At 71.1% G+C, this 24,712-nt stretch carries 22 protein-coding genes and 1 tRNA gene; 16 read left to right on the top strand and 7 right to left on the bottom strand.

The genetic code is table 11. The annotated features are described in order from the left end of the window. Positions 1-65 precede the first annotated feature (65 nt). Positions 66-4,874 (bottom strand): BREX system serine/threonine kinase PglW, encoded by a 4,809-nt coding sequence (pglW, locus tag AB0389_RS20325; RefSeq protein WP_366396822.1) that lies wholly within the window; start codon positions 4,872-4,874, stop codon positions 66-68. A 153-nt stretch (positions 4,875-5,027) separates the two neighbouring features. Here pglW and AB0389_RS20320 point away from each other — a divergent pair, with 153 nt between their 5' ends. Both AB0389_RS20320 and AB0389_RS20315 read left to right on the top strand, forming a co-directional pair. Continuing rightward, positions 5,028-5,981 (top strand): DUF3883 domain-containing protein, encoded by a 954-nt coding sequence (locus tag AB0389_RS20320; protein ID WP_366396821.1) that lies wholly within the window; start codon positions 5,028-5,030, stop codon positions 5,979-5,981. Positions 5,982-6,075: 94 nt separating this feature from the next. Continuing rightward, positions 6,076-7,932, top strand: a complete 1,857-nt coding sequence (locus AB0389_RS20315) for a DUF2075 domain-containing protein (protein WP_366396820.1) — start codon at positions 6,076-6,078, stop codon at positions 7,930-7,932. 151 nt (positions 7,933-8,083) lie between these two features. On the opposite strand, the gene AB0389_RS20310 is transcribed toward AB0389_RS20315, so the two are convergent. Then, positions 8,084-8,155, bottom strand: a tRNA-Arg gene (locus tag AB0389_RS20310). 106 nt (positions 8,156-8,261) lie between these two features. Beyond that, positions 8,262-9,233, bottom strand: a complete 972-nt coding sequence (locus AB0389_RS20305; RefSeq protein WP_366396819.1) for a Ku protein — start codon at positions 9,231-9,233, stop codon at positions 8,262-8,264. A 41-nt stretch (positions 9,234-9,274) separates the two neighbouring features. Between AB0389_RS20305 and ligD the strand changes: the two genes are divergently transcribed. Continuing rightward, positions 9,275-10,183, top strand: a complete 909-nt coding sequence (ligD, locus tag AB0389_RS20300) for a non-homologous end-joining DNA ligase (protein WP_366396818.1) — start codon at positions 9,275-9,277, stop codon at positions 10,181-10,183. 43 nt (positions 10,184-10,226) lie between these two features. On the opposite strand, the gene AB0389_RS20295 is transcribed toward ligD, so the two are convergent. Beyond that, positions 10,227-11,090, bottom strand: coding sequence for a nuclease-related domain-containing protein (locus AB0389_RS20295; protein ID WP_366396817.1), 864 nt, complete (start codon positions 11,088-11,090; stop codon positions 10,227-10,229). Positions 11,091-11,243: 153 nt separating this feature from the next. Here AB0389_RS20295 and AB0389_RS20290 point away from each other — a divergent pair, with 153 nt between their 5' ends. The 7 genes from AB0389_RS20290 to AB0389_RS20260 all read left to right on the top strand — a co-directional run bounded on the left by AB0389_RS20290 (position 11,244) and on the right by AB0389_RS20260 (position 18,080). After that, positions 11,244-11,537, top strand: coding sequence for a zinc-ribbon domain-containing protein (locus tag AB0389_RS20290; protein WP_366396919.1), 294 nt, complete (start codon positions 11,244-11,246; stop codon positions 11,535-11,537). A gap of 82 nt (positions 11,538-11,619) precedes the next feature. Continuing rightward, positions 11,620-12,567: a hypothetical protein gene (locus AB0389_RS20285; protein ID WP_366396816.1), complete on the top strand. Its 948-nt coding sequence runs from the start codon at positions 11,620-11,622 to the stop codon at positions 12,565-12,567. Then, entirely contained in the window at positions 12,564-13,979 is a 1,416-nt protein-coding gene (locus tag AB0389_RS20280) for a HAMP domain-containing sensor histidine kinase (RefSeq protein ID WP_366396815.1), read from the top strand. Before AB0389_RS20285 ends, AB0389_RS20280 begins: the two co-directional genes overlap by 4 nt. A gap of 103 nt (positions 13,980-14,082) precedes the next feature. Next, positions 14,083-14,487 carry an SH3 domain-containing protein gene (locus AB0389_RS20275; protein WP_366396814.1) on the top strand — a complete coding sequence of 135 codons (405 nt, stop codon included), beginning with the start codon at positions 14,083-14,085 and terminating at the stop codon, positions 14,485-14,487. A 94-nt stretch (positions 14,488-14,581) separates the two neighbouring features. Next, the gene (locus AB0389_RS20270; RefSeq protein ID WP_366396813.1) at positions 14,582-16,027 is read left to right on the top strand and encodes an FtsW/RodA/SpoVE family cell cycle protein; all 1,446 of its coding nucleotides are present in this window, start codon (positions 14,582-14,584) and stop codon (positions 16,025-16,027) included. After that, complete coding sequence (locus AB0389_RS20265; protein ID WP_366396812.1) at positions 16,024-17,481, top strand: penicillin-binding transpeptidase domain-containing protein; 1,458 nt, start codon at positions 16,024-16,026, stop codon at positions 17,479-17,481. The genes AB0389_RS20270 and AB0389_RS20265 overlap by 4 nt, the downstream gene beginning before the upstream one ends. 65 nt (positions 17,482-17,546) lie before the next feature. Then, on the top strand, positions 17,547-18,080 hold the full coding sequence (locus AB0389_RS20260) for a GNAT family N-acetyltransferase (protein ID WP_366396811.1): 534 nt from the start codon (positions 17,547-17,549) through the stop codon (positions 18,078-18,080). Between the two features lie 13 nt (positions 18,081-18,093). On the opposite strand, the gene AB0389_RS20255 is transcribed toward AB0389_RS20260, so the two are convergent. Next, the gene (locus AB0389_RS20255; RefSeq protein ID WP_366396810.1) at positions 18,094-19,056 is read right to left on the bottom strand and encodes an ADP-ribosylglycohydrolase family protein; all 963 of its coding nucleotides are present in this window, start codon (positions 19,054-19,056) and stop codon (positions 18,094-18,096) included. A 137-nt stretch (positions 19,057-19,193) separates the two neighbouring features. On the opposite strand from AB0389_RS20255, the gene AB0389_RS20250 reads away from it, so the two are divergent. Together AB0389_RS20250 and AB0389_RS20245 are read left to right on the top strand one after the other, a co-directional pair. Next, complete coding sequence (locus tag AB0389_RS20250; protein WP_366396809.1) at positions 19,194-20,177, top strand: alpha/beta fold hydrolase; 984 nt, start codon at positions 19,194-19,196, stop codon at positions 20,175-20,177. Between the two features lie 81 nt (positions 20,178-20,258). Beyond that, the gene (locus tag AB0389_RS20245; protein ID WP_366396808.1) at positions 20,259-21,191 is read left to right on the top strand and encodes a diiron oxygenase; all 933 of its coding nucleotides are present in this window, start codon (positions 20,259-20,261) and stop codon (positions 21,189-21,191) included. A 15-nt stretch (positions 21,192-21,206) separates the two neighbouring features. On the opposite strand, the gene AB0389_RS20240 is transcribed toward AB0389_RS20245, so the two are convergent. Both AB0389_RS20240 and AB0389_RS20235 read right to left on the bottom strand, forming a co-directional pair. After that, on the bottom strand, positions 21,207-22,307 hold the full coding sequence (locus AB0389_RS20240; protein ID WP_366396807.1) for an AraC family transcriptional regulator: 1,101 nt from the start codon (positions 22,305-22,307) through the stop codon (positions 21,207-21,209). A 184-nt stretch (positions 22,308-22,491) separates the two neighbouring features. Next, positions 22,492-22,824, bottom strand: coding sequence for a hypothetical protein (locus tag AB0389_RS20235; RefSeq protein ID WP_366396806.1), 333 nt, complete (start codon positions 22,822-22,824; stop codon positions 22,492-22,494). 176 nt (positions 22,825-23,000) lie between these two features. On the opposite strand from AB0389_RS20235, the gene AB0389_RS20230 reads away from it, so the two are divergent. From AB0389_RS20230 to AB0389_RS20215, 4 genes are read left to right on the top strand one after another with little or no spacing between them, the layout of a single operon-like run. After that, positions 23,001-23,855 (top strand): helix-turn-helix transcriptional regulator, encoded by an 855-nt coding sequence (locus tag AB0389_RS20230; protein ID WP_366396805.1) that lies wholly within the window; start codon positions 23,001-23,003, stop codon positions 23,853-23,855. A 14-nt stretch (positions 23,856-23,869) separates the two neighbouring features. Beyond that, positions 23,870-24,067 carry a DUF397 domain-containing protein gene (locus AB0389_RS20225; RefSeq protein ID WP_366396804.1) on the top strand — a complete coding sequence of 66 codons (198 nt, stop codon included), beginning with the start codon at positions 23,870-23,872 and terminating at the stop codon, positions 24,065-24,067. 22 nt (positions 24,068-24,089) lie between these two features. Then, complete coding sequence (locus AB0389_RS20220) at positions 24,090-24,287, top strand: DUF397 domain-containing protein (RefSeq protein WP_366396803.1); 198 nt, start codon at positions 24,090-24,092, stop codon at positions 24,285-24,287. 22 nt (positions 24,288-24,309) lie between these two features. Then, positions 24,310-24,507 (top strand): DUF397 domain-containing protein, encoded by a 198-nt coding sequence (locus tag AB0389_RS20215; RefSeq protein WP_366396802.1) that lies wholly within the window; start codon positions 24,310-24,312, stop codon positions 24,505-24,507. Positions 24,508-24,712: the final 205 nt, after the last annotated feature.

Below are 24,712 nucleotides of genomic sequence, written 5' to 3'. Positions count from 1 at the left end.
TAATCCGAGCCGTGTGATGACCGGCTTCCGCAGCCGTCACATGCCATCACACGCAATCTCGTGCCCTACTGAACCGCTGTCCCTATCGGCCCCGAGACCTCGCCCGAGACCCCGCCCGAACCCGCCGCCTCCGCCCGGTGGCTGTTCCCGACCCATGAGTCCGGCAGCGGGACCCACTCGCCCAGGCCCGCCTGGTACGGCACCGCCGTCGCCCCCAGCCTCGGCGGCCTCGCCGGGTCGCTCTGCGGGCAGAGCAGCCACAGGCCCCGGCCGCCGTCGCGCGACAGCCCGGCCAGCCGTTCCAGGAGGCCCATCGCGTCGTACCGGCCGAAGACACCCGCGTCCATCAGCAGCACCGGCCGCGTGCCCGTGCCCGTGCCCGTGCCCGTGCCCGCAGCCTCAGCGAAGGCCCCCGCGCCAGGCGCCCCCGTCACCACCGCGCTCAGCCTCGGCTCCACCACACCCCAGGCCGTCCGCGCGTACTCCGCGAACCGCATCGCCGACTTCGTCCCCGGCGCCGCCGCGTCCGCGCGCAGGATGGTCTCCCAGGTGGGCTTGGGCTTGGCGGCGACGAGTTCGTGGAGCGCCTGGAGGAAGAGGTCGGTCACCGAGACCGCCTCGGCGGCGAAACGGTCACCCTCCAGTTCGCCGGCCGCTTCGCGGGCCAGGGCCGTCCGTACCGTCAGGACGCGGAAGCCGTCCCGCCTCGCGGAGGCCGTGAGCTGTTCCTCCGCCGCGACCGCGCCCGCGAGCTGGGGGTCGTCGGAGTAGCGGTGGGCGGCGATGGTGCCGGTGGCGCGGCGGCCGGCGCCGGAGGAGAGGGAGGACAGATAGGTGTAGTAGGTGGACTGTCCGTCCGTCTGGCGCGGGAGGTAGCGGAGGGTCCCGGTGTCCTCGCGGGTGGACAGCTCCAGGTCGAAGCCTGCGTCCCGCAGTGCCCGCGTCAGCCGGGCGCCCGTGGGCAGGGTGTGGGCGCCGCGTTCGTTGAGGAGTTCGGGGAAGCGGGCCCGTACGCGTTCGTGGACGTGCTCGCCGGTCAGGCCGGGCTGCCGCGCCTCCGCCACTCCGGGGATGAGCGGGACGAGTCCGGCCTGGGTGAGGCGCAGGGCCCGTACGAGGGGCAGGTTGCGCGGGTAGATCTCCAGCCGGGGGGTGGCGGCGGCGTGCCGGGAGGCGGCGGCGGCCACCTCGACCATCCGGCGGTCGTCCCACTCGACGCTCTCGCTGGGCGGGTTGATGGCGCCCAGCTCGCTGAGGACCGTCGCGGCGGTGGGCAGGGTGTCGAGCTTCGACAGCCGGTCGGCGACCTTGCCCAGCTTCTGGGCGTAGTTGAGCAGTCCGGGGCCCGAGGGGGTGTCGGGGGCGTCCTCGGGGCCGACCTCCAGGGCCAGCAGGCCCGCGCCCATGCCCTCGTCGGCGGCGTCCCGGTTCGGCATGTGCTGGAACTCGGCTTCGTCCGGGACGAGTTGCTCGACCTCGACCACGGCGCGTACGGCGGCCAGGGCCAGTGCCCGGCGCTGTTCGCGTTCCAGGAGCTGGGTGCCGTGGCGTACGGCGAGGGCGTCGGCGATCTCGGCGGCCGAGGCGATCCGGCCGAGGTCGCCCAGGAGTTCCAGGATCTCGGCGCGCAGGGCGCGGACCGCCGGGTGCTTCTTCCAGCGGGCGCGCTGGGGCTTGAGCATCTGGGGGATACGGCCGGCGGAGAGGCCGAGTTCGTCGGCGACGTCCTTCTGCTTGGGCCAGACGCCGATGCCCGGCAGCGCGCCGGCCGCGTTGGGCAGGCGCAGCAGAAGGCGGACCATCTCGCACTCGTTGCGGTTCGCGCCGTCCTTCTTCAGCTCCGGGACGAAGACCGTGGCCAGGGTGTCGAGGCTGAGGCGGCGCAGGGCGCGTTCGGGCAGGTTTCCGGGGTCGCCGTGGGTGCCGACGGCGTCGGCGACGGCGGCTTCGACGGCCGACAGTTCTTCCTTTGCCGCCTTGCGGCCCTCGGGGGTGAGGGGGGTGGCGGGCTGTTCGGCGAACCGCTGGCGCCACTCCTTGATCCGGCTGAGGACTTCTTTGCGGGTCTTGGCGCCGAGGCCGGGGGCGTTGACGAGCTGATGGCGGCTGTAGTCGAGGAGTTCACCGACGGTGTTGACGTCGCGGAGCCCGTAGACGAACGATTCGGCGGCCGGGCTGAGTCCGGAGGAGGAGAGGGGGGTGGTGCGGTCGGCGGCGGCAGCCAGCCGGGCACGCTGCTGTTCGGCGCTCTCCTCCTCGGCGGCGAGGATCGGGGCGTTCTGCGGGGCCCCCGGATCGGCTCCCGGCGTCGGGTGGGCCGTCGCGGGGGCGGCGTGCCGGGAGCGGCGGGAGGACGGCTTCGCCTCGTCCATGGCCAGGAAGATCTTCTTCCAGGCGTCGCGCATGGGCTTGAGGTCGGTGAAGCGCCGGTCGGCGTCGCGGTGCAGGGCCTTCTGGAAGAAGGCGACGAGGCCGTCCCGTACGGCGGGGTCGAAGCCGTCGGCGGCGATCTTCGGGTAGGGCTCCCGCTTCGGGTGGGTCTGGCGTGGGGAGACCTTGCCCTGTCCCCAGACCGGGAGTTCACGGGAGGCCATCTCGTGCAGGGTGGCGGCCAGGGCGTAGCGCTCGGCGTGTGCGTCGTACACCGAGCGTTCGGTGAGGGTGCCGATGAACGGGTCGAGGTAGCCGTCGGTGCCGGCTCCGGTCTCCCGTACCGGGTAGGCGGCGAGCGAGAAGTCGATGAGGACCAGCTCGCGGGTGCGGTTGGGGCGGATACGGATGGCGATGTTGTCGGGCTTGATGTCCCGGTGCCAGACACCCTCGCCTTCCAGGAAGTCCACCGCGCCGAACAAGTAGTCTCCGTACGCCTCCAGTTGGTCGACGGAGAGGCGGCCCAGCTCGCGGAGCTGGCGGGCGACGGTCTCCTCGCGGCGGCGGCTCTTCTTCTCGCCGGGTGCGGAGGGCTCGGCGTCGGCCTCGCGTTCGTCGCCGACGTACTCCATGATCAGGACGGTGCGTCCGCCGATGCGCTGCGGTTCGGGCTCGATGAGCCGGATGATCCGTGAGTCGGGGCGCAGCCGTCCCATGACCTCGGCCTCGCGGGCGAGGACGTCGCCGCGGCTGTCGGTCAGGGCGACCTTCAGTACGGCGAGGGACTTGGCGAAGCGCACGTCGGGACCGGCCGTGAGGTCCCGGACGAGGAAGGCGCGGCTGGTCGAGCCCGTACCGAGACGGCGTCTGACCTCCCAGCGCCCCGCCAGGACATCGCCCGCGACCGCTTCGAGGGGGTCCTTCTCCGGTTCGGCCGGGCGCGGGGCGTCGGCGGCGGCCGGCGGCTCGGTGAGGGTGTCCTCGACGACCTCCAGCATCTCCAGGAAGTCGTCGACGGAGGAGAGCCGGTCGTTGACGCTGTAGGCGGTGGCCGCCTGCACCAGCTCGTCGATGTAGGGCGACAGGCCGTCGACGACGGCGCTGGGGCGCAGGCCCTCGCCCGCGTCGTAACGTGCCAGCAGTTCGGCCTGGCTGGCGGCGGGGGCCTTGCCGGTGGCCAGGAGATAGGTGAGTACGCCGAGGCCGTAGACGTCCAGGGCGACGGGGTCGGCCTTCAGGGCGGTCAGTTCCGGGGCGAGGTACGGGTCCGTGCCTTCCGCGAGGTGGGCGCCCGCGCGCGAGAACGTGGTCGGCGCGAACCGTTCGCCGCCGGTCCGGTCGCCGGCGCTCTGCTCGGAGCCGCGCTGGACCGCGACCTGCCAGTCGGAGATCTGGAGGTGCGGGGTGTACCAGCCCGTCTCCTCGCCGTCCGGACCGTTGCCCGAGCTGCCGGCCGGACCGCTGCCGGGCCCCTTGCCCGGCCCCGCCACCCGGCCGCGCGGCATGACGTGGATGGCTCGCGCTGCGAGGGTGCGGTGGTAGATCCGACGGCCGTGGGCCGACCGCAGGGTCTCGGCGAGCTGGCGTACGAGCGCCATCCGGCTGAGGATGTCCAGTCTCTGACCGTACTGGGCCAGATACTCGTCGAGGCGCAGGGTGCGCGGATCGAAGTCGAAGATCAGCGCGGGTCCCGCCGAGTGCCCCGACGGGTCGTACTGCTTCAGCTGTACGACGCCCGGGTGCCGGAAGCGCCGCAGCACCGCCGCCTCGCGCCGCGCCGCCCGCTCCACCGAGGCCCGCAGTTCGGCGTCCGAGCCGCGCTCCCTGAGGTAGACGCGGACGCGGGCGGCCTCGGGCAGCTCGCTGTGCCGGGCGAGATAGTCGGCCCAGGTCTGCCCGGAGTCGAACGACTTGCGGTGCAGGTGGTACGGGCCGACCTTGAACTCGGCGTCGCTGCGCGCGATTCCGATGCGCTCCAGGGCTGTCTTGATACGTCGTGACCGCGGTCCGTCGATCCGGCTGCGCTCGTCGCGCGGGGACTCGGCGAGCATGGCGACCAGCTGGTGGACGGTGTGGAGGCCGTGCTGGTCGTGAGCCGGCAGCCGGTTCTTCAGCGAGGAGTCGGTGAAGCAGACCGCCTCCGACACCCACGCTTTCTCGCCGTTGCGGGCCAGCAGCCCGGCCAGCTCCTTCGCCTTCTTGTTCGCCAGGTGAAGGGGGTTGCCGTGCGAGATCTGCCGCCCGCCGGGCTGGGTCTGCAGCCAGGTGCCGTTCCGGGACTCGACCGAGCCGTGCCAGTCCTTCAGCTCGATCAGATACACCCCGCCGGGCGCGACGACCAGCAGGTCGACCTCTCGGACGTGACCCGTGTTCGCCGTGAAGGTGAAGTTCGACCAGGCGCGCCATGGGTCGTTGTCCGAGAGCTTCTCCCGGATGGCCTCCAGCCCCCGCCGCTCATGCTGGAACTCGGATTCGGTGACCGTCGTCCACCGGCCGTCCCGCATGCGCCATCCCCGCTTCACATCTGTGGCAATTTGTAACGATTTGCGACTGCTGAGCAGCCAAATCCCCAGCTCAGATCGTAACGGCTCGGGCATCTTTCAGTACCACGGGAACACATATCCCCCTATCGATAATCCGCTCTTATGATTACCCGTGTGAAGCGTGAGCCTTTCGTTATGGTGCATGTCGGTCAGCGTCCGAAGTCCCGGATCAACCTGGAGTACGGGCTCAGGACCCGTTCCTGGGGGTTTCCGAAATCGAAGCCCGAGTACAGCTCGGCCCGTCCGCGTTTCGCCGTGCTGGCCACCGGAGCGGGCCCGCGGGTGCCCCTCGGTGAGTGGCTCGAGCAGCGGATCGATCTGTGGCTGTGCGAAGTCCGTACGGACTTCTACGAAGGGCGCGCGCCCCACTGGCCCGACGAGGAAGCCCAGAACACCGTCAAGTACCCGGTGCGCTTCGGGATCGAGCCGCTGGACGTGGCTCGCGGCGTATCGCTTGACGAACACGGCCCCTTGGGACTGGTCGGCAGCGACGCCGTACGCCGTTCCGGGATCGAGCGAGGCATCGGCAAGCTCTGCGAGTTGGATCCCCAGCCGCTGCTCGACGCTGTGGGCGTCCAGGCCGACTGGGCACAGCGGCAGTACGTTCCCCTGAACCGCGCGCCGAGGTTCACGGCGGAACAGGTCGAGGCGCCCAAGCGCCCGGGAGGCGGTGCCGGATTCATCTCCGATCCCAAGAAGCGGAAGGCCGTCGAACTTCACGCGGAGAACATGGCCGTCGCTCACTACGAACGGCAGGGATGGACCGTCGAACGCCTGGGCAAGCCTTATGACTTGCACTGCACGCGCGCGCGGGAGGAGCGGCGCGTCGAGGTCAAGGGGACGACGGGCGCGGCAACGAGCGTGGAACTGACGGTCAACGAGGTCGAACACGCGCGCAACCCGCGACACACCGTGGATCTGTATGTGGTCAGCGATATCAGCGTCGACGTGCACAGTTCCGAGTACGCCATGAGCGGTGGCCGGGTGACGCACTTCGAGGACTGGTACCCGGAAGAGGAGGACCTGCGGCCCAGAAAGTTCGAGTACCGACTGCCGTTCGCCAACTGATCCGCCCCGCCCCCTGCTTGGCATTCGCCGGAGCAGCTTTCGCCCCGTCGTGGGCGGTGACCGTACGGAGATCTTTCCTGTGGCCCTCTTACGTATGTCCGCCCGCGCTCTGGAACGGACCGATCCCCGGTCGCTGGCCGAGTCCTTGGCGGAGCAGTCCCTCTCGGAGCTTCTCCGCGGGGCGGCGAGCAGCGAGGTCCGGGCATGGCGCAACAGCCTTCCCGCGCTGGCGCAGGTGCTGTGCGACGCCGGCCTGGAAGAGGTGGAGGTGCTGCTCGAGTACAAGATGCCGCTGAGCAGCCTGCGCGCGGACGCCGTGCTGGTCGGCACACACCCGGAGACCGGCAGGCCCTCGTATGTCCTGGTCGAGCTGAAACAGTGGAGCGAGGCCCGGCTCGTGCCCGGGGCGACGGATCTCTGCTGGCTTCCGAAATTCGGCTACAAGGCCCACCTCCACCCCGTCGCACAGGTACGCCGATACTGCGAGTACCTGCGGGACTTCACTCCCCTGCTGGACGGCGCGGACCACCATGTCACCGGCGTCGCCTACCTCCACAACGCCCAGGACCGGGACGTGGCCGAACTGCTCGGAACGGGCAATCAGCAAGCGCGCCTGTTCACCAGCACCTCCCGCGGTGAGTTCATCCGGCATCTGCAGAGCCAGATTTCACCGCTCGACGGCGCCCTCGACGCGGACGCCCTCCTGGAGAGCCCCGCCGTCCCGGGCCGGGAACTCATGCGAACGGCCGCCGAAGAGATCCTGAACGGCGGCAAGTTCCGTCTCATGGACGAGCAACAGGTCGCGGTTTCCCTGGTCAAGCGGGCTGTCACCCTCTCGCGGCAGTCGGACCGCAAAGAAGTCATCGTGGTCACCGGAGGTCCCGGATCGGGCAAGAGTCTGATCGCCCTGCATCTGATGGGGCATCTCGGCCGGAACAGCCGCAGCGTCGTCCACGCGACGGGTTCCAAGTCGTTCACCACCACCTTGCAGCATGTCGTCGAGCAGAAGGAGCGGCGCGCGGCCAAGCTCTTCCGCTACTTCCTCGACTTCAGCAGCGCGGAGAAGAACGCGCTGGACGTCATCATCTGCGACGAGGCCCATCGGATCCGCCACCACACGGGCACCTCCAGCTCCCCCGATGTCCGCCGGAGCCGGCGGAGCCAGGTCGCCCAACTCATCGATGCCGCAAGGGTTCCGGTCTTCCTGCTCGACGAACACCAGGTCGTCCTGCCCGGCGAGATGGGCAGCGTGCGAGAGATCGACGAGGCCGCCAAGGCGCGGGGATGCGACGTTCGGCATGTCGACCTCAACGAGCAGTTCCGCTGTGGCGGCAGCCGCGCCTACGAGGAGTGGGTCCTGCGGCTGCTGGGGCTGAGACCCGGAGGACCGGTGGTCTGGAGACCCGAGCCCCACTTCGAACTGCTGCTGGCCGATACCCCTCTGCAGATGGAGACATACCTCCACGCACGGCAGGAGAGCGGATCCACGGCCCGGATGACCGCGGGATTCTGCTGGCCGTGGAGCGACCCGCGGCCGAACGGCACGCTGGTCGACGACATCGTCATAGGGGACTGGCGTCGGGCCTGGAACGTCAAGGGCGACCGCGAGGTGCCCGGTGGGCCGCGGTCCGCCCTGTGGGCCACCGAGACGGGCGGCATCGGTCAGGTCGGCTGCATCTACACGGCCCAGGGATTCGAGTACGCCTGGAACGGCACCATCCTCGGTCCCGACCTGGTGTGGCGCGACAACGGGTGGCGCGCGGACAAGAACGCGTGCGAGGACCGTGGCCTGCGGAAGGCAGCGCCCGAGCATTTCTCGCATCTTGTACGCAACCGGTACAAGGTACTCCTGACGCGGGGACTGACCGGAACCGTGCTGTTCTCCACCGATCCAGAAACACAAGCCAAGCTGCGCACGCTCATCCCGGGCAACGTCGCTCCCCGGCGATGACGAGTGCCCGGTCAGCGCCGACCCGTTGCTTCGAACCCTCCGGCACGGCCGGGCAAGCACCTGCCGCCCACGGCATACGTCTGCGTATACGCCAAGACCCCGTCCTCAGCGAAACCGCTGATGGCGGGGTCTTTGGGCACCTTATGAGAGGTGCCCCCGGCAGGATTCGAACCTGCGCACCCGGCTCCGGAGGCCGATGCTCTATCCCCTGAGCTACGGGGGCGTGTTGCCTGTGTTGCTTGGCGACGGAGGAAACACTACCAGCTCCGGTGGGGTGGCCGTGAACGGTATTCCGGGGCGGTAGGGGAGGGCGGCCGGAGGCGTGCGGGTCAGGCTGAGGTGCGTTTCGGGCGGGGGGTGGCGGGCTTCTTCGCGGTGGTCTTCTTGGCCGCCGCCTTCTTCGCGGTGCGCTTGGCGGGGGTGGTCTTCTTCACCGGGAGGCGGGTGACCTCGGCGGTTTCACCGGCGGTCTCGTCGGCGGCCCCAGCGGTGTCGGTGCCACCGGTTCCGCCGTCCGATTCGCCTCTTGCCTCCTTCGCCGCGCGGACGCTGTTCTCCAGCGCCGCCATCAGGTCGATGACCCTGCCTCCGCCGGACGCCGGTGCGGTCGGGCGGGGGGCTGGGGCGCCCTCGGCCTTGGCGGCGATGAGTTCCTCCACCGCTTCGCGGTAGTCGTCGTGGAGGGTGTCGAGTTCGACCGAGCCCAGGGTGTCCATCAGGGCGTCGGCCAGGTCGAGTTCGGCGTCCCGTACCTTCACCTCGGTCTCGGGTGCGACGCCCTCGGGGGCGCGGATCTCGTCCGGCCAGAGCAGGCCGTGCATGACGATGACGTCGTCCACCACCCGGAGCATGCCCAGCCGCTCCCGCCCCCGCAGGGCGAACTTGGCGATCGCGACCTTCCGGCTGCGCTTCAGGGCCTCGCGCAGCAGGGTGTACGGCTTGGCCGCCGGGACGCCGCTCGCGGAGAGGTAGTACGCCGTGTCCATCTGGAGCGGGTCGATCGACGCCGCCGGGACGAACGCGACGATCTCGATCGTCTTCGCCGTGGGCAGCGGCAGCGCGGCCAGGTCGTCGTCGGTGATCGGGATCATCACGCCGCCCGCGTCCTCGTACGCCTTGCCGATGTCCGGCGCGCGTACCTCCTGGTCGTCCAGCTCACAGACCTTGCGGTAGCGGATCCGGCCGCCGTCCTCCTTGTGGATCTGGCGGAAGGAGATCGAGTGGTTCTCGGTGGCGTTGACCAGCTTGATCGGGATGCTGACCAGCCCGAAGGAGATCGCGCCGTTCCATATGGATCGCACGTTCCATCCCTTTCGTCACACAATCATGGGATTCTCATCGTATGACGCCTATCACAGAGGTGGAGGGGCGGAGCCTGGCGCTCAGCAATCTGGACAAGGTGCTGTACGCCGCCACCGGCACCACCAAGGGCGAGGTCCTGCACTATTACGCCCGTACGGCCGCCCCCCTGCTGGCCCATCTCGCCGGCCGGCCCGTCTCCTTCCTGCGCTACCCCGACGGCCCCGGCGGCCAGCTCTTCTTCACCAAGAATCCGCCGCCCGGAACCCCCGACTGGGTGGAGGTGGTGGAGGTGCCCAGGAAGTCCGCCGACAGCGGCCGGCAGGTGGTCGTGGCCGGTCTCCCCACGCTGATGTGGGCAGCGAACCTGGTCGTCGAGTTCCACACGCATCAGTGGCGTACGGACGCGCCCGGCCTCGCCGACCGGCTCCTCCTCGACCTCGACCCCGGGGCGCCCGCCACCGTCGTCGAGTGCTGCGCGGTCGCGCGCTGGCTGCGCGGACGGCTCGGCGCGGACGGCCTGGAGGCGTACGTGAAGACCTCCGGCGCGAAGGGGCTGCATGTGCTCGTACCGCTGGTCCGTACGCCCTCCGAGACGGTCTCGGCGTACGCGCGGACGCTGGCCGTCGAGGCGGAGCAGGCGATGCCGGAGCTGGTCGTCCACCGGATGGGGCGTGCGCTGCGGCCCGGCAAGGTCTTCGTCGACTTCAGCCAGAACGCCGCCGCCAAGACGACCGCCGCGCCCTACACCCTGCGCGCCCGGCAGGAACCGACCGTCTCCACGCCCGTGACCTGGGACGAGGTCGCCGACTGCGCGGAGGCGGGGGACGCCGGGCGGCTCGTCTTCCGGCTCGGCGACATCCCCGACCGGCTGGAGCGGTACGGCGACCTCCTGAGCCCGCTCCTCGACCCGGCGTCCGGGCGGCCCCTGCCCGCCGCCGCCACGTCATGAGACGCGCGGCCATGAGACGCCCGGCCATGAGACGCGCCCCGGGTCACACCCGCGCCCACGTCCTGCGGTCCCGCGCCAGCGCGTACAACGCCTCGATGTCCGCCGGTTTCAGTACGCCACCGAGCTCCGCCAGCGACGGGATCTCCGTCTCCCGCAGCACCCGCACATCCGCCGGGGCCGGATCGAGCGCCTCCGGCGCGTACACCGCCAGTACGGGCAGGACGGGCCCCGCCAGTGCGAGCGACGCGCGTTCGGCGGCCTGGCGGGCCCAGCGGAGCCGGGGCAGCGGCGCGGCTCGGCCCGTACGGACCATGGGGTCGTCGATCCGGACCGCGTGCTTCCGGGCGGCCACGGTCCGTATCGCCAGCACCCCGGCCGGGCCGATCGCCAGGTGGTCTATCCGGGCGGCGACCGCCCCCGGCACGGCGGAACCCGCTGTCGGTCCCGTCGCCGCCGCGCCCGGCAGCGGGATCGAGTGCAGCACCCGCCAGCCCGCGCCCTCCAGCTGGTCGAGCCGCTCGCCCACGGCGCGCTGGGCGGCCAGTTCCGTACGGCGCGCGTCCTGGCGCAGCCGGGCCGTCAGCCGGGCCCTCCCGGCGTCCGGCGCCGCCTCCAGCGCGCCGTACAGCGCCTCGCCCGGCCGGTTGGGGGCCAGGTCGTCGTCGGGGTGGAGGGCGAGCCTGTCGAGATCGGCGGGCGTCGGGACCGTGGGCGGGCCCACGGTCACCTCACCGGTGACGTACGGCGCGAGCGCGGCCAGCACCTCGTCGCGCCCCGCCCCGGGGAACAGGCTCACCCGGCCGGCGTCCTGGTCGTACCAGGCGACGGTCGCGCCGCCGTCCCGCCGGCTGACGTACAGCCGCCCGGGATCCGGCCGGCCGCCCGGCGTGACGCGCAATCCGGTCATTTTTCCTCATCCCCACGTCCCCCGTGTCCCTTACGTCCTCATCCCCATAGGAACAGTCCGCCCGCCCCCGCGACAAGACGGCCGTGCGGCACACTCTCCACACCACACACCATCGACACACCGTCGACCGACACGGAAGGCGAACCGGTCATGATCCTCCTGTTCGGCACCAAGGGTTACCTCCACCAACTGGCCATACTCACCCTCATCTGCGGGCAGTGCGGCAATCCGTCGGCCCACACGCTCACCAAGCGCGTCACGAAGTTCACGCTGTTCTTCGTGCCGCTCTTCGCCTTCTCCACGAAGTACGCGACGCAGTGCACGTTCTGCGGCGCGGAGCAGCAGCTGTCGCAGGAGCAGGCGGACCAGCTGCTGGCCGGGGGCGCGGAGCAGGGCGGCGGCCGGGGCACCGGCCACCCGGCGCAGTCCGATCCCCACCGACAGTAAAAAGCGACTTAAGCGACTTAAAGCACCTTTCTGGCCATAAAGTGACGGAACGATCGGTTCCGTTCCACTGTCCAGGAGCGTCTTGTCCTCTCGCCGCGTCGCCGCCGGACCAGCGCTGGCCACCACCGCCGCCGCGCTGACGCTGGCCCTGTCCGGGACCCTGTCCGCGTGCGCCGGGCAGAGCGGGCTCAGGAGCGCGGGCCCGACGCCGACCGCCATCGGCCCGGTGCGGCTGTGGCCCGGCCTGCCGCCCATCTCGGCGCCTCCCCTCGACTTCGGGGAGAGCACCCGTGACCGCGTGCCCGGCGTCAAGGTCCCCCACAACGACCTCACCTCGCTGAGTCCGGTCGCCGTCGTACGGGCGGAGGCCGCCGCCCACCCGAACGACCTCACGGGCGTCGACGGGCTCCCCGAGCAGACGACCACCCGGCTCGCGGCCTGCGGCGCGGGGACGACGACGAGCGCGGGGGCGGGGGCTGGGGCTCCTGCCGCTACCGCCGCTCCCACCGGCTGCCCGGTGCTCACCGCGTACCACCACGACCTGACGGGCGACGGCCGCGCCGATCTGATCGTCGGTGTCGAGCTGCCGTACCAGCAGCTCGCCGTCCGCTGCTACACCGCCGAGGGCGGCACGCTGACCCGGATCATGTCCACCGCCGACCAGGTCGTCGGCGCGGAACTGGCGGGCCAGGACCTGATCCTGCGGGTGGTGTCCGCCGGCATCCCGGGGTACGAGTACCGGACGGCCTGGTCGTGGGACAGCCGCCGGGGCACGATGCTCCCCACCCGCGACGAGATCGTCCCGGCCGCGACCCGCACCCCGGCCGCGTCGGCACCGGAACCGGAACCGGACGACACCGTTCCGGAGCTGCCCGTACGTCCCCGGGACGCCCCTCCCGCTCCCCCGGCCCCGGGCCCGACCGGGCCGACCGGTCCCACCGCGCTCTCCGAACTCCCCGAACTCCCCGGACTCCCCTGGCCCATGCGTCACTTCGGTCACCACGCCCTCCTCGCCACGGGGCGCCGATGAGGCTCCGTCCGCCCGCCTGGACCGCCACCCTCACCTGGAAGGCCGCCGTCTTCATCACGGTGATGTGCTGCGCGCTCGCCGCGCTCCTCGGCGCGCTCGTCCATGTCTCCGTCACCCGCCAGACCGTCAATTCCGCGCGCGGCAAAGCACTCTCCCGGCTGATGACCGTCACCCAGACGTACGAAGCCGGAGAGCCGCTCCCCCGGTTCGCCGCGCTCGACGCGCCCGGGCTGCCCGAGCCGCTGCGCGTCCTCGCGGAGAGCGGCCGGCGCGGCACGATGGTCGCGGACTTCGAGGGGCGCCCCACCATGTGGGCGGCCGGTCCCGCGGACGGCCGGGCGCTCGCGGCGCGCGTCGACTACTCGCTCAGTCAGAACACCATCACCAACCTCGACCAGGCGATCCTGGGCTCCTCCGCCCTCGCCATCGGGGCCACGCTCCTCGTCGGCGCGTTCGCCGTCACGCGCGTCACCCGGCGGCTGCACCTGACGGCCCAGGTGGCCCGGCGAATCAGCGCGGGCGATCTCGACGCGCGCGTCGACGACCCGCGGACGAAGGGCCGTTCGCGGCCTCAGGACGAGGTGGCCACCGTCTCGGCCGCGCTGGACACCATGGCCTCGACGCTCCAGGCCAAGCTGCTGAGCGAGCAGCGCTTCACCGCCGACGTCGCCCACGAGCTGCGCACCCCGCTGACCGGCCTCTCCGCCGCCGCCGAGCTGCTGCCCGAGAGCCGGCCGACCGAGATGGTGCGGGAGCGGGTGCGGACGATGCGCACACTGACGGAGGATCTGCTGGAGATCTCGCGCCTCGACGCCCGTACGGAGCAGGTGGATCTGGCCGTCCACAGCCTGGGGCCGCTGGTCGAGCGGGTGGTACGGGCCGCCGCCGGCGACCCCGGCGCCACGGAGGTACGGATCGTGCGCGACGCCGCCGTCGAGACCGACCGGCGCCGGCTGGAGCGGGTACTCGGCAACCTCGTCGCCAACGCGCACCGGCACGGCCGGCCGCCGGTGGTCCTGACCGTGGACGCGCCGGCCGTGGACGCGCCGGCCGTGAGCGGACCGGCCGCAGGCGGGCCGACCATGAGCGGGCCGACGGTGACCGTACGCGATCACGGTCCGGGGTATCCGCCATACCTGCTGGAGCACGGGCCGCAGCGCTTCCGCACCGAGGCCGGAACCGCACGCGGCGGCAGGGGCCACGGGCTCGGGCTCACCATCGCCGTCGGCCAGGCCGCCGTGATCGGCGCCCGGCTGGTGTTCGGTAACGCCCCGGACGGCGGCGCGCTGGCCCGCCTCACGCTGCCCGCGTACGTACCGCCCGTGCCGCCGCCGGTGTCGGCCTCACCGCCGCTGCCGCCACTCGGCGATCGGGGCGACGAGCGGGACGGCACAGCGGACCATCCGCCGTAAAAAATGCGGACCTTACGCGGCCGACCTAGCGTGACACCACGCGAGCCCCACAGGCACCTTGCCCCACAGGCACCTCGCCCCCCACAGAGTCACAGGAGTCACCATGCGCGTGCGTTCCCTCGGCCGTACCGTCACCACCCTCGCCGTCACCACCCTCGCCACCGCGGCCCTCGCCGTCACCGCTGTCGCGCCCGCGGTCGCCGCACCCCCCGTCGCCGCTTCGGCAGACGCCGCGTCGGCAGACGGCGCCGCCGACGTGCAGGCGGCCCCCGGCGACTTCCGGGGCGAGGTCATCGCCAGGTCGGGGCTGCTGCTGCACGACAAGCCGTACCGCGGCGCGCGGACCGTCGGCTCGGTCGCGTACGGCGAGATCGTGCACATCTTCTGCCGCGTCCAGACGGAGTACGTGGACGGGAACCCCAACTGGTACCTCCTCGCGGACGGCCGATGGGCATGGGCGTCGGCCCACTACATCCGCAACATCGGTCCCGTACCGCACACCTGCTGAGTGACCTCGTGGCGGCATGCCCCGCGTGCGCGTCCCCGCATACGCGTCCCCACATAAGCGGACATAGGGCATGCCGCCTTGCTACGTTTCCGGGATGACCGCCACGACGGCCGGCCCCCCGCCCGCGCTCCGCGTCCCCAAGCGCCGGGGCGTCGAACTCTCGCTCCTCGTCGGTGCCGTCCTCATCCCCGTCCTCGGCTACATCGCCGTCGGTCTCGGCAAGCACCACGCCCTGCCGCCCGACGCCGCCGGTTACGGGGCCGGTCTCGGCGCGCTCGCCCTCCTCGCGCATCTCGCGGTCCGGCTGCGCGCGCCGTACGCCGACCCGCTCTTCCTGCCCATCGCGGTGCTGCTCAACGGCCTGGGGCTGGTGCTGATCTACCGGCTCGACCTGGAGACACCGGGCAACAGCGCAGCGCCCACCCAGCTCGTCTGGTCGACGCTGGGCGCCGCGCTCTTCATCGCGGTCGTCGCGTTCCTGCCGGACCACCGCGTGCTCCAGCGGTACGCGTATCTCTCGGTCGCCACGGCACTGGTGCTGCTGATCGTGCCGATCTTCTTCCCCGCCGTGAACGGGGCGAAGATCTGGATCAGGTTCGGCGGATTTTCCTTCCAGCCCGGCGAGTTCGCCAAAGTCCTGCTGGCGGTCTTCTTCGCCGCGTACCTCGCCGCCAACCGCAACGCCCTCGCCTACACCGGCCGCCGGCTCTGGCGGCGGCTCCCGTGGCTCCAGCTGCCCACCGGGCGGGTGCTCGGCCCGCTCGTGGCGATCTGGCTGCTCAGCGTCGTCGTGCTCGTCCTCGAACGGGATCTGGGCACCTCGCTGCTCTTCTTCGGACTCTTCGTCATCATGCTGTACGTGGCGACCGGCCGGACGGGGTGGATCGCCGTCGGGCTGGTGCTCGCGGCGGTCGGCGCGTTCGCCGTCGGCTCGCTCGAACCGCACGTCAACAGCCGCGTGCAGGACTGGCTCGACCCGTACGCCTCCATCAACGCGGGCCAGGGCCCCGGACAGCTCGCACAGTCCCTCTTCGCGTTCGCCGCCGGCGGCATGACCGGCACCGGGCTGGGGCTCGGCCACTCGATCCTGATCGGCTTCGCCGCGAAGTCGGACTTCATCCTGGCGACGGCGGGCGAGGAGCTGGGCCTGGTCGGACTCACCGCGATCTTCCTGCTGTACGCGCTGCTCGTGGCCCGCGGCCTGCGGACCGGGCTCTCGCTGCGCGACCCGTTCGGCCGACTCCTCGCCGTCGGGCTCTCCGCGATCCTCGGCCTCCAGGCGTTCGTGATCGCGGGCGGGGTGATGGGGCTGATCCCGCTCACCGGCATGGCGATGCCGTTCCTCGCGCAGGGCGGCTCGTCGGTCGTCACCAACTGGGCGATCGTGGCGCTGCTGATCCGGCTCAGCGACTCGGCGCGCAGACCGCGGCCGGAGGCGGATTCGGATCCCGGGGGCGGGTCCGGGCCAGGCGTCGACGGACCCGGCGTCGACGGACCCGGCGTCCACGGACCCGGCGACCGTACGGAGGCCGGCTCGTGACCCGTTACATCCGGCGGACCGCCGCCTTCTTCCTCGTCCTGCTCGCCGCCCTGCTCGTCAACTCCGCCAGGATCCAGCTCATCGAGGCCGACTCCCTCGACCACAACCCCGCCAACCGCCGCGCCACCATCGCCCGTTACGCCGAACCGCGCGGCGCCATCCTTGTGGACGGCAAGCCCGTCACCGGCTCCCGGGACACCGAACAGCCGCTGCGCTACGAGCGCACGTACACCCAGGGCCCGCTCTACGCGCCCGTCACCGGCTACGCCTCCCAGACGTACGGCACGACCCTGCTGGAGTACGCCGAGGACGCCGTCCTCTCCGGTACGGCCCCGATGCTCGCCCCGTTCCCCTTCTGGCACGAGATCACCCGGAGCCGGCAGCCCGGCGGCAAGGTCGCCACCACCATCAACGGCGCCATGCAGCGCGCCGCGTACGACGGACTCGCCGGGCGGCGCGGCGCGGTCGCGGCGATCGAACCGTTCAGCGGCCGGATCCTGGCGCTGGTCAGCAGCCCGTCGTACGATCCGGGGCTGCTCTCCGGCACGGGTACGGCGGTCACCGACGCCTGGACCCGGCTGACCGGCGACAGCGCGCAGCCGATGCTGGACCGGGCCATCCGGCAGACGTATCCGCCGGGCTCGGCCTTCAAGATCGTCACTGCGGCGGCGGCGCTGGACACCGGGACCGTCACGGATGTGGCGGCCCCGACGGACATCGAGGAGCCGTACGTCCTGCCGGGGACGGTCAGGATCCTGCCCAACGAGGCGGAGGGCTGCGACCGGGCATCGCTGGAGTACGCGATCAAATGGTCCTGCAACTCGGTCATGGCCGGGCTCGGGGTGCGCACCGGGCTCTCCGGCATGCTGGACACCGCCCGGAAGTTCGGCTTCAACGACAGCGGGATCAGGATCCCGTCGGGGGTCGCCGCGTCGAACTTCGACACGAAGATGAGCGACGACCAGCTGGCACTCTCCTCGATCGGCCAGTTCGACACCCGGGCCACCCCGCTCCAGATGGCGATGGTCGCGGCGGCCGTAGCGAACGGCGGCGCGCTGAAATACCCCTATCTGGTGGACCGCACGCTCGCCTCGGACGGCCGCCTCGTCTCCCGTACCGGCCAGCGCACCTACGGCCGCACGATGAACCCGCTGACCGCGGACCGGCTGCGGCGGATGATGATCGACACGGTCGAGGACGGTACGGGCACGAACGCCGCGATCGACGGAGCGACGGTCGGCGGCAAGACGGGCACGGCGCAGCACGGGGTGGGCAACTCCGGTATGCCGTACGCCTGGTTCATCGCCTGGGCCCAGGCGGGCAACTCGGGCCGGCCCGCGGTGGCGGTGGCGGTGGTCGTGGAGGACGCGGCGGCGGACCGGGCTGACATCAGCGGCGGCGGCGACGCGGCGCCGATCGCGCGGGCGGTGATGGAGAAGGCGCTGGAGGGGTGACGGTGGGGAGGTGACATACACGCGGGGTCCGAGAGCCCCCTCCGTATGGATATACAGTGAAGCACATGAACATACATACGCCTGCGGTGCTGCCTGGCCTCGCCTGGACCCTCCGCCCCGCCGAGGAGGCCGACATCGAGGCGATCGCCGAACTGCGGGCGACGGTGATGCGGCCGGATCTGGTGCGGCTGGGCCGGTACGACGAGCACCGCGTGCGGCAACGGCTGCGGGACTCGTATGCGCCGGGTCACACCTCGGTGGTGCTCGCGGAGGGCGCCTTCGCGGGATCCGTCACCCTCCGGCCCCAGGACGGGGCTGGTGGCTGGTGGCTGGAGCACTTCTATCTCTCCCCCGCCGTCCAGGGCCGGGGGCTCGGCACGGCCGTCCTGCGGTCGCTGCTGGCGGCGACGGACGCCGAGGGCGCGCCCGTACGGCTGGACGTCGTCCAGGGCAGCCGGGCCCGGCGGCTGTACGAGCGCCACGGGTTCACGGTGGAGCGCGAGGACCCGATCGACGTGTACATGGTCCGGGCGCCGGGCGGGGGCGCGAGCGGGGATGCGGACGCGGGCGGGGGCGCGAGCGGGCCCACCCCGCGATAGCCCCCGGCGCCTCCTAGCCCAGCGGCTCACGGCGGGCGCGCCATACCGCCGGAACCGCGCCCATACCCGTGCGCGCCGCGACGATGCCTCCCGTGATGGCGCAGGTGGTGTCCGTGTCGCCGGAGCCCTCCACCGTCGACCAGAGCGCGGCCACCAGGTCGTCACGGTGGCGGGCCGCCGTCCAGACCGCGAAGGGGACGGTGTCGTCGGCGCGGATTCCGTGGCCGCTGCCGAGGAGTTCGGCGGCGGCCACGGGCTCGGTGGCGAAGGGGAGTTCGGCGGCGCGGGCCAGCCCGTCCCGTACCGGGCCCGGCGGGGTGGCCCCGGCGACCGCCGCGACGGTCAGCTCGGACCGTACGGACAGGGCCGCCGCCACGGCGACCGCCACCGCGCCCGCGATGCCCTGCGGGTGCGCGTGGGTCACCTCCGCCGAGAGCGCGGCCTGTTCGGCGACGAGGCCGAGGTCGGCGGCGAACCGGGCACCCAGGGGCGCCACCCGCATGGCCGCGCCGTTGCCGAGGCTGCCGCCGCCGTCGAACAGCTCGCCCGCGAGCGTGCGCCAGCGCCCCGGTTCCGCGAGGAGCGCGGGCAGCAGCAGGTGCATGCCGTATCCGTAGCCACGGCCCGGGTCGGCGTCGTACGAGCGGGCGAAAGCGAGTGCCAGCCCGTCCTGGTCGATGGCGCCGCGTTCGTCGAGGACGCGGTGGACGGCGAGCGCCATCGCGGTGTCGTCCGTCCAGGGCCACTCGGGCTCCGGCGGGGTATGTCTGGCGCGGATCTCGGCGTACGCGCGCTGGGGCTCGCGGAAGAGCGGTAACCAGCGTTCGCCGAAGGCGTCGCCCAGGGCGAGCCCTTCGAGACTCCGCCGGGCGGCGGCCTGGTCGGGGCCGTGGCCGGAGGCGTTGCGGGCGTTGGGGGTACGGGCGTCGGGGTTACGGGCTTCGGCGTTGCGGGCGTTGGGGCTTCCGGCGGTCATACCGGCCATCGTGCCGCGTACCGACGTCCCCGCGCCGCGCTATTCCGCCGTATATCCATTATGGATGCGCGGAAGGGCTGATTCCCTCCGTCTGCCGGACGATTTCCTTTCCCTCAGGGCCAGTTACGGTTCGGATCATGCCTTCCCACCCCTCCTCTCCCGCGCTTCTCCATGCCCACGACCACGGCGGCGACGGCCCGCCCCTCGTCCTGCTGCACGGCGCCGGCCGCTCGCTCGCGGACTGGGCCGCGACGGCGCCGCTACTCACCCGGCGGCACCGGGTGCTCGCCGTAGATCTGCCGGGGCACGGCGGCTCCGAACACGCCACGGACACCTGGACGTTCGACGGCGTCGTCGCCTCGATCGAGCAGACGCTCGCCACGTACGGCATCCCGGAGGCCATCCCCGTGGGCCACTCGCTCGGCGGCATCGTCGCGCTGCGGTACGCGGCCCGGCACGGCGGCACCACCCCGCACAGCACCCCGCGCACCACCCCGAACCCCACTCCGCGCACCACCCCGGCCGCCGTCAATCTCGACGGCTTCTGGTGGGGACGGGGAAACCCCGCCGACTACCCGGGGCTCACCCCGGCGACGGTGACCGAGAGCGTCGCCCGGATCGGCGAGCTGATGCGGGCCGCCGCCGGGCAGCTCGCGGGCGCCGACCACGTACACCAACAGGCCACGTACGCCGAGCAGTTCGGCATCCCGTACGCCCGGTCCGAGGCCGCCGCGCGCGGCGCGGTCCGGGAGCTTCCCGACGGCCGCTTCCAGACCCTGCCCGTACGCGAAAGGGCGCTGGAGATGTACGCGGCGCTGGACGCGCTCGACCTGATGGCGCTGGTACGGAGCGTGCCGTGCCCCGTCCTGTGCGTACGCGGACGCCGGCCGCAGCCGCCGATGCCGGGCATGGAGTGGTTCGAGGAGCTGACCGCCGCGTACGCGAGGGGGCTGGACCGGGACCTCGCGGAGGCGGCAGGGGCCGTGGCGGCGGCCGGGCGGGGCCCTCTCGTCGTCGAGGACGTCGACGCCACCCACGCCATGCTCCTGGAGGAGCCGGAGGAGATCGCCGAGCGGGTGCTCGCCTTTACGTCACACGCCTGTCGCCCGGAGGGGGATTGACGCGGTTACTGACGCGGAGTCTTATAAGGAGTGACCGCCGGTAACCCCTCAGGTAACCCTTTATAAGAGGTGCACTCCACCATGACGAACCCGATATCGGCGCCCCTCCCCCTCCACGACGCGCTCGGCCCGCTCCGCGACCGCGAGCAGGTCGCGGCGCGTCTGCTCGAATCCTCCGCCAAGCACTCGTTCGACCCCGACCGGGAACTCGACTGGGAGGCGCCACTCGTAGCCGGAAAGTGGTTCTGGCCACCGGAGTTGGTCTCGCTCTACGACACCCCCCTGTGGCGCACGATGTCCGAGGAACAGCGCATGGACCTGGCACGGCACGAGTCCGCGTCACTGGCCTCGCTCGGCATCTGGTTCGAGATCATCCTCATGCAACTGCTGGTACGGCACATCTACGACAAGCCCGTGACCAGCAACCACGTCCGCTACGCGCTCACAGAGATCGCGGACGAGTGCCGGCACTCGATGATGTTCGCGCGGCTGATCCAGAAGGGCGGCACGCCCGCGTATCCGGTACCGAGGCGGTACCACAACCTCGCGCGCGTCCTGAAGACCGTCTCCACCACCCCGGGCTCCTTCGCCGCGACGCTCCTCGGCGAGGAGATACTCGACTGGATGCAGCGCCTGACCTTCCCCGACGAGCGCGTCCAGCCGCTGGTGCGCGGCGTGACGCGGATCCACGCCATCGAGGAGGCCCGCCATGTCCGTTACGCGCGCGAGGAGTTGCGCCGTCAGATGGTCACCGCGCCGCGCTGGGAACGGGAGTTCACCCGGCTCAACTGCGGCCAGGCCGCCAAGGTCTTCTCCGTCTGCTTCGTCAACCCGCAGGTGTACGAGGCCATCGGCCTGGACCGCCGGGAGGCCGTAGCCCAGGTACGGGCCAGCGGCCACCGGCGGGAGGTGATGCAGTCGGGCGCGAAGCGGCTGACGGACTTCCTGGACGACATCGGGGTACTGCGGGGCCCGGGGCGCCGGATGTGGCAGGCGTCGGGGCTGCTGGCGTGAGCGGGGGCGCGCGTTCTACGCGGCGAGCGTCTGGGCTTGGACTTGGGCTGGGTTCTGGGCTGCGGCCGGGGCTTGGCGCTGGGCTGCGACTTGGGCTTGGTCCTGTCCCTGTCCCTGTCCCTGCCCCTGAGCCTGCCCCTGCCCCTGAGCCTGGTGGCGGTAGTCGGTGGGCGGCAGCCCGTAGGCGGCGCGGAAGGCGCGGCTGAAGGCGGCGGGGTGGGTGAAGCCCCAGCGGGCGGCGATGTCACGGACCGATACGGCCAGCAGTACCGGGTCGGCCAGGTCGTGGCGCGCGCGTTCCAGCCGCTGGTGCCGGATCGTGGCGGCGACGGTGACGCCTTCGGCCTGGAAGAGACGGTGCAGGTAGCTGACGGAGATGTGATGCGCGGCGGCGACGAGAGGCGGGGTCAGCTCTGGATCGTGCAGGTTCTGCCGGATGAACGCCCGTATGCCTTCGGTCAGCACCCGGTGACGGGTCTCCGGCGACAAGTCCGCCTCGGCATCGAGAATTTGGGCGAACCAGGCCGCCACCAGGTCGACCACGATGTCACCCAGGCGCGGCGCGGCGGACGGCTGAAGGGCGTCGGCCTGTCGGCTCAGTCCGGTGAGGAACTCCGTCAGCAGGGCACCCGCTCCCTCTTCTCCCGACAGACGCCTTCCCAGCAGGGGCCGGAGCCTCTCCGGTGACGTGGGCAGCAGCACCTTGGGAAACTCCAAGCCCACGCCGGTGAGCACACGACGCTCCTGACTGTCCGGCGGGAGCACTTCGTACGGCTGCGAGGTGTCGGAGAACCACAGGTCGCGTGGGCGGTAGATGTCGGTGCGCCCAACGTGTTCGAACCCCAGCCCGCTGCCGCCGAGCACCAGCGACAGGTGATATTCCTCGGGGTCGGACTGCCGAATCATCCTCGCGGTCCGCCGGAACCGCGCCGGCAGGAACGACGTGGGCCACACCGTCACCGGCCCGAGCCGCATCAGCCGCTGCTCCGCCCAGAAATCGGCGGCGTGGTAACTGCTCAGATCGCTGGGGGCGGTTGTCCGGTTGGTCAGCTCCCGCCAGTAGTCGAAACGGTCCTCCGCCGACACATCCGAGCTTCGGAACACCGTCCCTATCATGCGCGCCCCATCCCCTCCGCGACCCGGCCCAGCCGTTCAGGCGGCAGCCTAGCTGGCAGGCACCTACCAGAAACGGGGGTCCGGCCAGGCCGGACGTGGGGGCCGGCCCGGACAGGTCCGGCTCGGCCCGGCTCGACCCCCCGACCCGGCCCCCAAGCGCCTACGTATGCCCGTACCTACGAACTCACGCCGCCGGGGCCACCGGGGCGCCCGCCTCCGGCGCGAGCCACACCACCCGGGGCGACTCCCCGTCCGCCCGCCCGAAGTACCGGGCCACGTTCTCCGCCGCCGCGAGCCGCAACCGGCTCCCGCCGTCCACCCGCGTCACGTCAGCAACACCGTCGTCGTGCGCCAGCCCCCAGGCAACGACGGCGGCGTCCTTGCCGAACTCGCCCGGGCCGTCGTGGTACTCGACGACGACGGCGAAGAGCCGGGGAGCGGTTTCGTGCACGAGTTCGTACAACTCCCGCTCGAAATCGAACGAGTTCAGGGCAGAGTCCTGCGGCGATACGGTCATCACGATCCCCTTCGGTAGACACGCCCGTCCGCACGACAGAGAGGCGGCAGGGCACGGCGGAGCGAAGACGCCTTACGGCGGGGCCACTTGGTGTGGCTTGGTTCACACCGTAACGACGTCACTATGATTCATCTACCTACCCGAGGAGAGAGCATCCAAATGAGTGAGGGAGAAATATGCGCCCGAAGCACCTTCCCGCGACCGTACGACAGCGGCGACTCGGCGCTGAACTGCGCAGACTCCGCCAGCAGGCCGAGCTGACCACAGCCCAGGCGGGCGCACTCGACGGCTCCTCGCAGCCGCGCATCAGCAGCATCGAGTCGGGCCGCTACGCGGTGGGTGCGGACCGAGTCCGGTCCTTGGCCCGGAGCTACAGCTGCACGGATGAGGCGTACATCGAGGCACTCACGGAAATGACCGGAGGTCGGACACGGGGTTGGTGGGACGAGTACCACTCCCTGATGCCGCCGGGCGCCCTCGACCTCGCTGAACTCGAACACCACACAACGGCGATGCGGACCTCAGCCATGGGCCACCTGCCGGGATTGCTTCAGACCAGGGACTACGCACGTGCCGTCATCAGTGATGTCGTGCCATCTTTCGCACCGCACGAGGTGGAACACCGGGTCTCGTTCCGGCTCAAGCGACAGGTGGCGGTGTACGGACAGAATCCGAAGCCGATGACGACGGTCCTCCACGAAGTCGCCCTGCACATGGGGTTCGGCGGCCCCGAGGTGACCCGCTCGCAGCTCAATCACCTGCTCGAAGTGAGCGAGCTGGAGCACATCACACTCTTGGTCGTCCCCTTCGGCGCGGGTACCTATCCCAGCGCCGGCACCGGCATCTACTACATGGCGGGAACGGTCCCAGCCCTGGACACGGTTCAGCTGGACACTGACCACGGCCTTACGTTCCTCGATGCCCAACCGCAGTTGGCGAGATACCGAATCATCCTGGACCACATTGAGCGTTGTAGCCTCAAACCAACGGAGTCCCGAGATCTGATCCGCCGCGTGGCAGCAGCTTTGTAAGAAAGGAAAGGCACATGTCCGACCTCCACTGGCAGAAGTCCTCATACAGCGGCGACGGAAACGGCTGTGTCCACGTCGCCGCAGCCGACGACGGCAGCATCAAACTCGTCGAGAGCGACGACCCCCACGTCATCGTCACCACCACCCCCGCCAAACTCCACGCCTTCATCCTCGGCGTCAAAGCCGGAGAATTCGACCACTTCGTCACATGAGGCCAGCAAGGAGGAACTGAACATGCCTGACTACGGCTGGCAGAAGTCCTCACATAGCGGCGAGGGGAACGGCTGCGTTCACATCGCCGCAGCCGACGACGGCAGCATCAAACTCGTCGAGAGCGACGACCCCGACATCATCGTCACCACCACCCCCGCCAAACTCCACGCCTTCATCCTCGGCGTCAAAGCCGGAGAATTCGACCACTTCGTCACATGAGGCCAGCAAGGAGGAACTGAACATGCCCGACTACGGCTGGCAGAAGTCCTCATACAGCGGCGGCGGGAACGGCTGCGTCCACGTCGCCGCAGCCGACGACGGCAGCATCAAACTCGTCGAGAGCGACGACCCCGACATCATCGTCACCACCACCCCCGCCAAACTCCACGCCTTCATCCTCGGCGTCAAAGCCGGAGAATTCGACCACTTCGTCGCGTAAGCACGCCCGCTGGTCACCGTGGGGTTTTCGGGTGCGGGTCAGTACCAAGAGGTAAACAGGGGTGGGTCGGTGGCGGAGGTTGTGGGCGTGGGGCCGCCCCTCCTGCTGTGAGTTTCGCGCTTCCGGGCCGGGTATCAAGGGCGCTCCTCCGTCGCGTCGGCTGCGCCGATTCCGCTGCGCTCCACCCCTGACACCCAACCCTCCA

The organism is Streptomyces sp. NPDC093109, from assembly GCF_040701725.1.
Taxonomy (GTDB): domain Bacteria; phylum Actinomycetota; class Actinomycetes; order Streptomycetales; family Streptomycetaceae; genus Streptomyces.
Note: the sequence above shows the minus strand (reverse complement) of the source record. Positions and strands in the feature narration are given on the sequence as shown.